At 60.5% G+C, this 11,960-nt stretch carries 11 protein-coding genes; 4 read left to right on the top strand and 7 right to left on the bottom strand.

Annotated features, from left to right (window positions below; translation table 11 throughout):
- Nucleotides 1–7 precede the first annotated feature (7 nt).
- The 3 genes from ACXAH0_RS08890 to ACXAH0_RS08880 all read right to left on the bottom strand — a co-directional run bounded on the left by ACXAH0_RS08890 (nucleotide 8) and on the right by ACXAH0_RS08880 (nucleotide 1,275).
- Complete coding sequence (locus ACXAH0_RS08890; protein WP_475190374.1) at nucleotides 8–418, bottom strand: (R)-mandelonitrile lyase; 411 nt, start codon at nucleotides 416–418, stop codon at nucleotides 8–10.
- 183 nt (nucleotides 419–601) lie between these two features.
- The gene (locus tag ACXAH0_RS08885; protein ID WP_475190370.1) at nucleotides 602–946 is read right to left on the bottom strand and encodes an antibiotic biosynthesis monooxygenase family protein; all 345 of its coding nucleotides are present in this window, start codon (nucleotides 944–946) and stop codon (nucleotides 602–604) included.
- Nucleotides 943–1,275, bottom strand: coding sequence for an NIPSNAP family protein (locus ACXAH0_RS08880; RefSeq protein ID WP_475174352.1), 333 nt, complete (start codon nucleotides 1,273–1,275; stop codon nucleotides 943–945). The genes ACXAH0_RS08885 and ACXAH0_RS08880 overlap by 4 nt, the downstream gene beginning before the upstream one ends.
- A gap of 81 nt (nucleotides 1,276–1,356) precedes the next feature.
- Here ACXAH0_RS08880 and ACXAH0_RS08875 point away from each other — a divergent pair, with 81 nt between their 5' ends.
- A complete protein-coding gene (locus ACXAH0_RS08875) occupies nucleotides 1,357–2,046 on the top strand; it encodes an ArsR/SmtB family transcription factor (RefSeq protein ID WP_475190368.1) in 690 nt (229 codons plus the stop codon).
- 156 nt (nucleotides 2,047–2,202) lie between these two features.
- On the opposite strand, the gene ACXAH0_RS08870 is transcribed toward ACXAH0_RS08875, so the two are convergent.
- From ACXAH0_RS08870 to ACXAH0_RS08855, 4 genes are all read right to left on the bottom strand, one after another.
- The gene (locus ACXAH0_RS08870; RefSeq protein ID WP_475174348.1) at nucleotides 2,203–2,337 is read right to left on the bottom strand and encodes a hypothetical protein; all 135 of its coding nucleotides are present in this window, start codon (nucleotides 2,335–2,337) and stop codon (nucleotides 2,203–2,205) included.
- A 751-nt stretch (nucleotides 2,338–3,088) separates the two neighbouring features.
- Nucleotides 3,089–6,823 (bottom strand): methionine synthase, encoded by a 3,735-nt coding sequence (gene metH / locus ACXAH0_RS08865; protein ID WP_475190366.1) that lies wholly within the window; start codon nucleotides 6,821–6,823, stop codon nucleotides 3,089–3,091.
- Nucleotides 6,824–6,977: 154 nt separating this feature from the next.
- Nucleotides 6,978–7,889, bottom strand: coding sequence for a methylenetetrahydrofolate reductase [NAD(P)H] (metF, locus tag ACXAH0_RS08860; RefSeq protein WP_475190363.1), 912 nt, complete (start codon nucleotides 7,887–7,889; stop codon nucleotides 6,978–6,980).
- Nucleotide 7,890: 1 nt separating this feature from the next.
- On the bottom strand, nucleotides 7,891–8,901 hold the full coding sequence (locus tag ACXAH0_RS08855; protein ID WP_475174341.1) for an ArsR/SmtB family transcription factor: 1,011 nt from the start codon (nucleotides 8,899–8,901) through the stop codon (nucleotides 7,891–7,893).
- A 204-nt stretch (nucleotides 8,902–9,105) separates the two neighbouring features.
- Here ACXAH0_RS08855 and ACXAH0_RS08850 point away from each other — a divergent pair, with 204 nt between their 5' ends.
- The 3 genes from ACXAH0_RS08850 to ACXAH0_RS08840 all read left to right on the top strand — a co-directional run bounded on the left by ACXAH0_RS08850 (nucleotide 9,106) and on the right by ACXAH0_RS08840 (nucleotide 11,892).
- Complete coding sequence (locus ACXAH0_RS08850; protein WP_475174338.1) at nucleotides 9,106–9,783, top strand: response regulator transcription factor; 678 nt, start codon at nucleotides 9,106–9,108, stop codon at nucleotides 9,781–9,783.
- A complete protein-coding gene (locus tag ACXAH0_RS08845; RefSeq protein ID WP_475174336.1) occupies nucleotides 9,770–11,155 on the top strand; it encodes a sensor histidine kinase in 1,386 nt (461 codons plus the stop codon). Before ACXAH0_RS08850 ends, ACXAH0_RS08845 begins: the two co-directional genes overlap by 14 nt.
- A gap of 86 nt (nucleotides 11,156–11,241) precedes the next feature.
- Nucleotides 11,242–11,892 carry a YfdX family protein gene (locus tag ACXAH0_RS08840; protein ID WP_475174334.1) on the top strand — a complete coding sequence of 217 codons (651 nt, stop codon included), beginning with the start codon at nucleotides 11,242–11,244 and terminating at the stop codon, nucleotides 11,890–11,892.
- Nucleotides 11,893–11,960 lie beyond the last annotated feature (68 nt).

Genomic DNA, 11,960 nt, shown 5'->3' with positions numbered 1-11,960 from the left:
GGGGCGATCAACCGGCCTTGGCATAGGTCGCGTCGTCAACCGCTTCCAGCCAGTCGGCCACCGATCCGTCCGCTTCCTCCTGCATGGCAAGATGCTCCATGGAGGTGGTGGGACCCGCCCCGTGCCAATGTTTTGCTCCCGGAGGGATCCAGATCACATCGCCGGGCAGGATCGGGAGCTTGTCCTGGCCCCAGAGCTGTACAAACCCGGCCCCTTGCAGAACCTGCAGCGTTTGGCCCAGCGGATGGGTGTGCCAATGGGTGCGTGCGCCGGGCTCAAAGGTCACCCGCAAGGCCCTGAGCCTTGCGGGCACTGGCGCTTCGATCACCGGGTCCTGCCAGACTGTGCCGGTGAAATACTCCGGATTGGCCCGCCGGCTAGGCCGGGACCCTGCCTTGTAAACGGTCAGAAAGCTCATGGGATCTCCTTGCCGGTTCATCTTTGGCACACACCGGCTGTTGTTGTCCGGCGTCCCGGTCAGTTGATCAGAACACGGCCCGCACTGGCAAGGTAAATTCCGGCAAGGGTTCAGCCCCTGCCTCCGCAATTGTCCGCTGCCGCTCAGACAAGCCTCACAGCCGCGCCCGCTTGCGAACATGCGTTATCCGTGCAGCGCCTTGCTGTCTTCCGGGGCTTCCTCGCGGCGCTCCATGCCGTAATCGCGCAGAACATGGGCAACCCGCAGCCGGTAGTCCTTAAAATAACTGCTGCGCCCGGCCTGCTGCGCCTTTCTGTGCGCTGTCAGCCGCCGCCACTCGGCCAGCGCCTCCTCATCGCGGAAAAAGGACAGCGACAGAAGCTTTTCAGGATTGGTCAGGCTCTGAAAGCGCTCGACGGATATAAATCCGTCGATCTGCTCTACGAGCGGGCGCATTTCCGCTGCCATATCCAGATAGTTTTGCTGCATGTCCCCCTTCGGGATCACTTCAAAAATCACGGCAATCACAAACGCTCTCCTCCCCGTCCATGCGGTGCGGAGGCCAGCTTCAAAAAGGTGCGGTCTTCCCGCAAGATGAATTTCTCCTTCTGGGCAAATTCATAATTTTCCCGTCCCAGCGGATCGGCCGCCAACCGGGCCCGGTAAGCTTCATAGGCGGCCAGGTTCTCCACCGAATAGACCCCATAGGCCAGCGTCGTGGAGCCTTCATGGGGCGCGAAATAGCCGATAAGATCTGCCCCGCAGCGCGGGATCGCCTGGCCCCAGTTGCGCGCATAGAGCTCAAAGGCGGCTTTTTGGGCCGGGTCGATTTGGTAGCGGATGAAACAGGTGATCATGGCAAGCGTCCTTTTGATTTGCCGGTGAGGCCACCTGTGTGCCATGGTCTGCCTCATGAATGCTTCGATGAGGATCAAACCATGAAGGACGGACCCGATATTGCCCGCCTTGGCGCCCTGATCGGCGATCCGGCCCGGGCCAACATCTTGAGCGCGCTTTTGAGCGGCAAGGCACTGACTGCAACCGAACTGGCGGCGGAGGCCGGGATCACCGGCCCAACCGCCAGTTCCCACCTGAAAAAACTGCAGGATGGCGGGCTGCTGACCCAGGCCAGACAGGGACGGCACCGCTATTTTTCCCTAGCGGGCCCCGAGGTGGGGGCAACGCTGGAAGCGCTGATGGGGCTCGCCGCCCGCAATGGGCATCTGCGCACCCGCACCGGCCCGAAAGACCCGGCCCTGCGCGCTGCCCGGGTCTGCTATGACCATCTGGCGGGCGACATGGCGGTCAGGATCTTTGACAGTTTGCAGGCGCGCGGCTTCCTGATTGCCACCCGGGATACGGGCGGTCTCGGCCTGACCGCAGCGGGAGAAAGCTTCGTGAGCGGCCTTGGCGTAGATCTGGCGGAGCTGAAGAAAGGCCGCCGCCCGCTCTGCCGGGCCTGCCTTGACTGGAGCGAACGGCGCAACCATCTGGCAGGCGCGTTGGGCGCAGCCCTCCTCACCCGCTTTCAGGACCAGGGCTGGCTGAGGCGCGAGGCGGACAGCCGGGCTGTACATATCCTCCCCAAGGGACAGGCAGCGGTAACAGAGCTGTTTCCGGCCGTGTGACCCGTGTTCTACCGTCCGGCTCCAGACGCAAAAAAACCCGGCACAAGCCGGGTTTTCTTTGAAGGTGGGCGGACACCAGGGGCAAGGGGGTGTCCGGTCTTGCAGAGTGTTCTTCTTCTTGGGGCCTGTTTGGGATTGGCCCGGCCGTCAGGAACCTTAGGAAGGGTCCTGAGTGGTTGGTGAGGCCTCACGCCAGGAGCGGTAAAGCGGTGCGGGCAGCCATGACAGGCGGTCCCGGTGATAATCCTGGCGGTGTTGGACCAGAAAGATTCTGGCGATATGCACAGTCATTGTTTTTCTCCTTGTGTGGTCCGCTGATATTTTTCTACGGCCACTCGATAAAATCAATAATAGCGCACTATGTGCACTTTTCAAAGGTGCACTATGTGCATTTTCACAAACAGAGTTACCGGCGCCAGCAAGCCGTTCAATTTACTCACACAAATCCGCAACACCCCTGTGGGTTATCCACCGCACGGCCTGTGCATAAAGAGGCGCCTGAAGAAACCCCTTGGCCGCCCGCGGGATTTTTCCCCCTGCGAAGGCCCGTATCGAAAGACCGGCCATCGAAACACCGGCCATGGCGTCGGAGCGAGCTGTCCATCCTTAGCGACAGGCCATGCAGCCTTCGTCAGGATGAGGCTGGCCGTGTTGCCTGCGCTGGTGAAAAGACCAATCCCCCCGAGGTATCCACGGCTTAACCGGAGCCCCACTCACTTCCAGAGCTGGTTCTGTTTCCGCCTGCTTAAGCGGCACCGGTAACGCCCCTCAGCGCCGGGGCCCTTCGCGGCCAGAACCTGAATTCGGGCCAACGAGGTCCCGCATCGGGTGCGGGACGGCGCTGAGTTTGCGGTGAAGCTGGCGAGCAACAAGTCAGGCTGGGAGGGGTAAGAGAGCAAACATGCTTTGGAAAGGCGCTGACAGTCGTTCCACGTGCCGTCCCGGCCTTGAGCCGGGACCTCACGCAGGAGAGCCCGCCATCAGTCCCCGGCGATGCACCGGGGCGGCCGGAGAAAAGCCTGTGTCAGGCAGAAAGCAGTTTCTATTCCGCCGCTTCCCGGCGCGCCGGGTCATAATTGAGGATCGGGGCCAGCCAGCGTTCGGCCAGCGCCACATCCCAGCCCTTACGGGCGGCGTAGTCCTCAACCTGATCGCGCTCGATCTTGCCGACGCCAAAATAATGGCTGTCCGCATGGGCGAAATAGAGCCCGGAAACCGAGGACCCCGGTAGCATGGCCCGGCTCTCCGTCAGCTGGATGCCGGTCAGGCGTTCCGCATCCAGCAGCTTGAACAACGTGTCCTTTTCCGTGTGGTCCGGCTGGGCCGGATAGCCGGGTGCCGGGCGGATGCCCTGATAGGTTTCGGCAATAAGCTCTTCGCTGGACAGGGTTTCGTCTGCCGCATAGCCCCACAGATCCTTGCGGACAATCTCGTGGAGCTTTTCGGCAAAGGCCTCGGCCAGCCGGTCGGCAAGGGCCTGGGACAGGATCTTGTTATAGTCATCCCCTTCCCGCGCATAGCGCGCGGCAAGCGCGTCTTCGCCATGCCCGGCCGTGACCGCAAACCCGCCGAGCCAGTCTTTCACCCCGCTGTCCAGCGGTGCCACGAAATCGCTGAGCGCAATATTGGCGCGCCCGCCTGCGGTTCTGGACATCTGCTGGCGCAGGCTGTGGAAGGTCGCCAGTTCCTGATCGCGGCTCTCGTCGGTGAACAGGCGGATATCGTCGCCAACCGCATTGGCCGGCCAGATATTGGCCACGCCGCGCGCGGTCAAAAGCTTCTTTTCGACAATCTCGTCCAGCATTCGCCGGGCATCGTCATAAAGCGCCTTGGCGGCCGGACCATAGCGGTTGTCTGTCAGAACCGCCGGATAGCGGCCCTTGATTTCCCAGGTGGCAAAAAACGGCGTCCAGTCGATCACCGGCACCAGCTCTTCCAGCGGGAAATCGTCAAACACGGTCACGCCCGCCTTTTTCGGGGCGACCGGCGGCTGAGCGGCAAAATCCGGCTTGAAGGCATTGTCCCGGGCCCTGGCGATGGACAGGCGCTGCTGATTGCCCCGGCTGGCCGCGTGCTTCTCGGCAATGTCCCGGTATTCGGTACGGATATCGGCGTAATAGGGCGCGCGACCACCTTCACTCATCAGCTTGCTGGCCACTCCGACCGCCCGTCCGGCATCAGTCACATAAATGGCCTGGCCCCGCTCGTAATTCGGGTGGATCTTGACTGCCGTGTGCACCTTGGAGGTGGTTGCCCCGCCGATCAACAGCGGCACATCCATGTTTTCGCGCTCCAGTTCAGCCGCCACGTGGCACATTTCGTCGAGAGACGGGGTGATCAGTCCGCTGAGGCCGATCATGTCGACCTTCTCCGCCTTGGCCGTTTCCAGGATCTTGGCCGCCGGGACCATCACACCCAGATCGATCACCTCGAAATTGTTGCACTGAAGCACAACGCCGACAATGTTCTTGCCGATGTCATGCACATCGCCCTTCACCGTTGCCATCAGGATCTTGCCCGCCGAAGAATGGCCAGTCAGTCCCTGCTCCTGTTTTTCCTTCTCCATGAAGGGCATCAGATAGGCGACGGCCTTTTTCATCACCCGGGCGGATTTGACCACCTGGGGCAGGAACATCTGGCCAGAGCCGAACAGGTCGCCCACAACGTTCATGCCATCCATCAGCGGCCCTTCGATCACATGCAGCGGCCGGTCATAGGCCTGACGAGCCTCTTCCGTGTCCTCTTCCACATAATCGGCAATGCCATGGACCAGCGCATGTTCCAGACGCTTGGCAACGCCCCAGGTGCGCCAGGTCAGGTCCGCTTCTCTTTTCTTGCCGCCCTCGCCTTTCCAGCGTTCGGCCGCGTCCAGCATTCGGTCGGTGGCGTCGTCACGCCGGTTCAGAACCACGTCTTCGCACAGCTCGCGCAGTTCCGCGTCGAGATCGTTATAGACCGCCAGCTGCCCCGCATTGACGATGCCCATATCCATGCCGCGCTGAATGGTATGGTAGAGGAACACCGAGTGCATCGCCTCGCGCACCGCCTCATTGCCCCGGAAGGAGAAGGACAGGTTGGAGACCCCGCCCGACACATGGGCATGGGGCAGGTTTTCTCGGATCCAGCCGGTTGCCTCGATGAAATCAACACCATAATTGTTGTGCTCCTCGATCCCGGTCGCAACCGCAAAAATATTCGGATCAAAAATGATGTCTTCCGGCGGAAAGCCGACCTTTTCCGTGAGCACCTTATAGGATCGGGCGCAGATTTCGGTCTTGCGTTCAAATGTGTCTGCCTGGCCGTCTTCGTCAAAGGCCATCACCACAACGGCGGCCCCGTAGCGCCGGATCAGGCGAGCCTGGGCCACAAAAGCGTCTTCGCCTTCTTTCAGGGAGATCGAATTGACGACGCCCTTGCCCTGGATGCATTTGAGACCGGCTTCAATGACACTCCATTTGGAGCTGTCGATCATCACCGGCACCTTGGCAATGTCCGGCTCGGCGGCCACCAGATTCAGGAAGGTGACCATAGCCTCCTGAGAATCCAGCAACCCCTCATCCATGTTCACATCGATGATCTGGGCCCCGTTTTCCACCTGCTGCCGGGCCACCTCCAGCGCGGCCGGATAGTCGTCTTCCTTGATCAGCTTACGGAAACGGGCCGAGCCGGTGACATTGGTCCGCTCCCCCACATTGACGAAGTTGGTTTCCTTCGTCACCACAAAGGGTTCAAGGCCAGACAGGCGCATGTGCCGGTCGACATCAGGGATCACGCGCGGCGCCTTGCCCGCTACGGCCTCGGCAATGGCCTTGATATGGGCCGGGGTTGTACCGCAGCAGCCGCCGACCACATTGACCAGCCCGGCCCCTGCAAATTCCTCAATCAGCCCAGCCATATGCTCCGGGCTTTCGTCATATTCGCCAAATTCATTGGGCAGGCCCGCATTGGGATAAGCGCAAACCAGTGTGTCGGCGATCCGGCTCAGCTCATCCACATGGGCGCGCATTTCCTTCGCCCCAAGGGCACAGTTGAGGCCGATCATGAGCGGATCTGAATGGCGCACCGAGTTCCAGAAGGCTTCCGGAGTCTGGCCGGACAAAGTGCGGCCCGACAGGTCCGTAATGGTGCCGGAAATCATCACCGGCAGGATCTTGCCGGTTTCCTCAAAAACCTCATCAATGGCAAACAGGGCCGCCTTAGCGTTGAGTGTGTCAAAGATTGTTTCCACCAGCAGGATGTTTGCTCCGCCTGCGATCAAGCCGCGTACGGCCTCCGCATAAGCAATGCGCAAATCATCAAAGGAAACAGCGCGATATCCTGGGTTATTCACATCCGGCGAGATCGAGGCCGTCCGGTTGGTTGGCCCGAGCGCCCCGGCGACAAAACGCGGGCGGGACGGATCTTCGGCGGTCACCAGATCGCAGGCCTGACGCGCCAGTTTCGCGCTTTCGAAATTCAATTCATAGGCCAGCTCTTCCATACCGTAATCGGCCTGGGCAATCGTGGTGGACGAGAAGGTGTTGGTCTCGACAATATCCGCACCGGCTCTCAGGTAATCCACATGGACTTTCCGGATCGCATCGGGCTGAGTCAGGCTCAGAAGATCGTTGTTGCCCTTCACATCGCTTGGCCAGTCAGCAAAGCGCGCTCCGCGAAAATCCGCCTCCTCCAGCTTCAACAACTGCAGCTCGGTGCCCATGGCCCCGTCCAGCACGAGAATTCGGGTCTTGGCAAGATCTCGAAGGGACTCAAAGGCATCGGACTTGATCACGAACATTTCCTAACTTGATACTGTTCAGCCGTTGACCGGCCGGTCGCATGTCTTGTGGTTCACGGAGCCCGGCCTTCTCTTTCGACCGGGTCCTTCATGACTTTGCAGGGACATCCTGAGACAAAAGACCTGCGGTCTCCGTCCTGTCCAGTTTCAGGCGTCAGGCCGCCAGGCCTTCCGGCTGCGCCTGCCCCATCCCAAGCATGTGGCAGATGGCAAAGGTCAGGTCCGCCCGGTTCATGGTGTAGAAATGGAAATCGTTGATGCCCCGATCGACCAGATCCATGACCTGTTCACAGGCAATCGCCACCCCGACCAGCTTGCGGGTCTCCGGATCGTTCTGCAGCCCCGCAAAGCGGCGGGCCAGCCATTGCGGAATGGACGTGCCGCATTTGGCCGAGAACACCATGGTCTGCTCGAAATTGTGGATCGGCAGTATGCCCGGAATGACGGGAATGTTGATCCCGGCGGCCGCGATCCGGTCCAGATAGTCGTCAAACAGGTCATTGTCGAAGAAATACTGGGTGATGATCCTGTCCGCGCCCGCATCCACCTTGCGTTTCAGATTTTCGATCTCGCTCTGCCAATTGCCACTTTCCGGGTGCTTTTCCGGATAGCCGGAAACGGAAATGTCGAAATTGGCGATTTTCTTGATGCCGGCCACCAGATCCGTGGCATAGGCATAACCGTCCGGATGAGGAGCATAGCGGCTGCCGATGCCTTCCAGCGGATCCCCGCGCAAGGCGACAAGACTGCGCACACCCAGGTCCCAATAGTCTTTGATGACCCCGTCCACTTCTTCTCGGGAGGCGCCCACGCAAGTCAGATGGGCCGCCGGGCTCAACTCCGTTTCCTGCAAGATACGCTCAACCGTCTTGTGGGTGCGCTCGCGGGTCGAGCCCCCGGCCCCATAGGTGACGGAGACAAAGGACGGGCCGAGCGGTTCCAGGCGCTGCACCGTGTTCCACAGCGTCTCGGTCATCTTGTCGGATTTCGGCGGAAAGAACTCGAACGATGCCGTGATGGGCGACGGGGCGGCCTGCTGGGAACGGCGGGCGGAGGATTCAGTCATGTCAGGCGACCTCTCGGGACGTGTCGCGCGCAGGCAGATCGGTAATGATCCGCCGGTCGCGCGCAAGCCACAGTGTTACGGTAAGATTAGTGTCGGAGCCATCTCCGGGAACGAGATCTGTGACCTGTTCCAGATCCAGATCAAGCGCTTCAAGCCAGCGTTCCATCTGCTCGCGGGCAAAACCCAGACGGCGGTGCGCGTGGTTGTCGCGCAGGAATTCCAGCCCGTGAGGGGCGAAATCCACAATCATCAGGCGGCCGCCGGGCCGGAGCGCCCGGGCCGCCTCGGCCAGCGCACGGGCCGGCTCATCCAGAAAATGAAGCACCTGATGGATCGCCACCACATCAAAGGACCGGGGCGGCACGTTGAGCGCATAGACATCGCCATGGCGGACCTGGGCCGAGGAGAGATTGGCCTTGGCCAGATTGGCCCGGGCCACCGCCAGCATGTCATGGGAGGCGTCCACCCCGAGGGCCGAGCTGTAAAGGTCGGAAAAAACCTCCAGAAGGCGGCCCGTGCCGGTGCCAAGATCCAGAAAGGACTGGAACGGCGTGTCGCCGAGCGCGGTCCGCATGGCTGTCTCCACATCTTCTTCCGAGACATGAAGCGAGCGCTCCCGGTCCCAGGTCAGCGCACGGGCGGCAAAATAGGCTGCCGCCTCATCGGCCTTGGCCTTGCGCACAGCCCGGAACCGGTCCTGATCGGCGGCCAGCACCGGATCATCCAGGGAAATCCTCTCAACGAGCCCGCGGGCCAGCTCCCCTTCCGGGCCGTCGGCCAGCCGGTAATAGACCCACGACCCTTCGGGAAAGCGCTGGATCAGATCCGCTTCGGCCAGAAGCTTCAGGTGCCGGGAAATGCGCGGCTGGCTTTGCCCCAGGATCGCGGTGGCATCTTTGACGGTCATCTCGCTTTCCGCCAGAAGCGCAATCAGACGCAGCCGGGTTGTTTCGCCAATCGCCCGGAGGGCGGCAAGTGTGTCTTCCACGGAAAGGGTCGGTTCGTCTGTCATTTGCAGCCACTTACGGTCTTCAAGCATCAATGTCGATATAAAGATATCTTTATATCACAAATTTTATAATTGCAAGCCTGCGCAGGAGTCCGCATGCGCCCGCTCGGCCGGGGCTGGTTTGTGGTCTGGCCAAAAATCAGGTTTTGTTCCCCGCAGCAGACGCGATAGGGTAGAAGACCATGTCTGTCTTACCGCGAAGTTTTCATGAAAGTTCTGCTTGCCGAGGATGACCCGGTTTCTGCGGAATATGTCCGCAACGGTCTTTTGGAACAGGGATTTGCCGTGGACTGGGTCAGCGATGGCCGCGAGGCCCTGACCTATTGTCTCTACAACACCTGCGATCTGGCGATTGTCGACCGGATGATGCCCGGGCTGGACGGCCTGTCGGTCGTCAAGGCCCTGCGTGCCTCCAACAGCGATCTGCACGTCATCTTTCTGACTGCCATGGCCGATGTGGAGGACAAGGTGGAAGGCCTGATGGCCGGGGGCGACGACTATATCGTCAAACCGTTCCATTTTTCCGAGCTACTGGCGCGCATTCACACCCTCACACGGCGGCCCAAGGTGAAATCCCAAAGAACAGAACTGACATGCCACGACCTGACCCTCGACCTTTTGAAACGCGTCGCCAGGCGCCAGGGCGTGACCATCGACCTGCAGAACAAGGAATTTGCGCTGCTGGAACTGCTGATGGAAGCCGAAGGCCGGGTTGTCAGCCGGACGATGATTCTGGAAAAGATCTGGGATTTTTCCTTCGATCCCGGCACCACCGTGGTGGAGACCCATATCAGCAAGCTGCGCAACAAGATCGACAAACCTTTTGATGCGCCCCTGATCCACACCATCCGCAACATGGGTTATTCGATCCATGCGCCCCGGTGACATCCTCTCCGGCCTGCCCTTCAAGACTGCCGCAAGGGTGGCCTTCGGGGTTCTGATCCTGCTGGGCCTGGGCGGGGCGCTGCTGACCTATGCGGTGACCGGCGCCCTGCACCGGCAATTGCAGGAACAGACCCTGGAAGAGGCGGTGCTTTTAAGGGATATCTATGGAAAACAGGGCCGGGACGGACTGGTGGGCGCCATCCGGACCCTGGACAGTTTTTTCGACAACCAGGAGCGGGTCTCGGCGGTTTTCGATGAGACAGGCGCCCGGCTGGTCGGCCCGATCCTGAAGGCGCCCCCCTTTGTCGGCCTGCGCGAGACCAGCTTCGAGCGGGTCTCGGGAGAGCGGCGGAACGAACTCTATATCCTCTCTGTCCAGAAGGTAAAGGACACGACCATCGTTGTCGGGCGCAGCCTGAAAGCCATTCACGAGACACGGGACAATCTGGTTTCGGGCATGGCGCTGCTTGCGGTCTTCATCACCACTGGAACCCTTTTGCTTGGCGTCAGCGCAAGCTACCGCAGCTTCGCGAAGCTGCAATCCATTGAAGAAGTGCTCGCGCGGGTCGCCCGGGGACAGACCGCAGAACGCATCCCGATTCCTAAGAAACCGGACCAGATCGACAGGATCTCCGCCCAGATCAACTCCAATCTGGAGCGGCTCTCCAACCTGATGGACGGCATGAAAGCCACCGCAACGGCGATTGCCCATGACCTGAAGACGCCGATTTCCCATGCCCAGATTGCCCTGAACAAGGCAGCCGATACCTGCGAGCCCCACCCACAGGCCCTTCAGGACATCGAGACCGCGCTCCGCGAGACCAGTGCGCTGAATGAAATCGTCGACACGATCCTGCGGATTGCCCGCATCCGGGCATCATCCCCCAAACGGGATTTCAAAAGCCACAACCTGACGCAGCTTGTGCGCACGACCTCTGAATTCCTGTCGCCTCTTGCTGAAGACTATGCCCATGAAGTGGCCATCGAAGCCGACCCGGACCATCCGGTCATGCTCCAGTGCGACAAGAGTATGGTGCAGCAGATGCTGGTCAATCTGATCAAGAATGCCATCGTCCATTCCGGTGATGGCGCTGCGGTTTTCGTCACGCTTGAAGAGAGCCCGGACCAGGTGGCCCTGATTGTGAGCGACACCGGCCAGGGGGTTCCGGCAGACAGCCGGGAGCTTGTGCTCGGCGCTTTCAAACGACTGGATTCCGCCCGCCGGGACCCGGGCAGCGGCTTGGGCCTTGCCCTTGTGGCCGCTGTTGCCGATCACCACGGCGCCGTTGTGGACCTCAGCGATGCGCAGACGGGCCTGAAGGACCGGCCGGGCCTCAGGATCACGGTCACCTTCCCGAAAGCTCAACAATAATTAAACTTCACGTCAGGCGCGCTCAAGCCCCGGCCACTACCTTCCTTCCATCACTGGATGGTCCAGTGTGAAAAGAGGAAGAGATCATGTTTTCCCGCAGTAAAGTCCCGGCAGTCTTGATGGCTGTAATTCTGGGCACCTCTGCTTTGTCACCGCTTGCGATGGCAGAGGAAGTCGTGTCTACCAGCGCCGTTCAGTCAGATGGCGTTGTCAAAACCTCCAGTCTTGATATTTCTCCCGTCGGCAAAGATGTGCTGACGTCGATCTACAATGCCCGGCTCGCGATTTTCGACGGCAAGGTCGATGACGCGAAGAAGATGATTTCCGACGCCAGCGACAAGCTGAACAAGGACCTGACCAAGTTCCTTGTCAAGCAGGACCAGGCGGTGGTGCTGCCCGTGGACAGCGGCATCCGCTTCAAGGATGGCTATACGCCTGACAAGGACCACGCACAGGTGCTCGCCGAAGCCGGCAAACTGATCAATAACGGCCAGGTGGAAACTGCCGTCGACAACATGGTCAAGGCGGGGATCGAGCTCAACATACAAGTGGCCATGCTGCCGTATCAGCAGGCGCTTACAGGTCTGACAGAAGCCCAGAAAGACATCTCGGCCGGCCATGTGCAGAAAGCGAATATGACCCTGAAATCCATCGAGACTTCAGTCTCCGTGGCGGATTTCCAGCCCGGGCAGATGCCAAGCCAGGGCGTGTCGGCCAGTGACATCAAGTCCGGCTGACGGGCCTCAATGACCTCCAATCGTTTCATGCCAGCCGCATACGCCATCCGGCCCGAAGGATCGGGTCG

The organism is Roseibium sp. AWQ4_290 (assembly GCF_056160985.1).
This window is presented reverse-complemented; position numbering and strand designations above follow the sequence as displayed.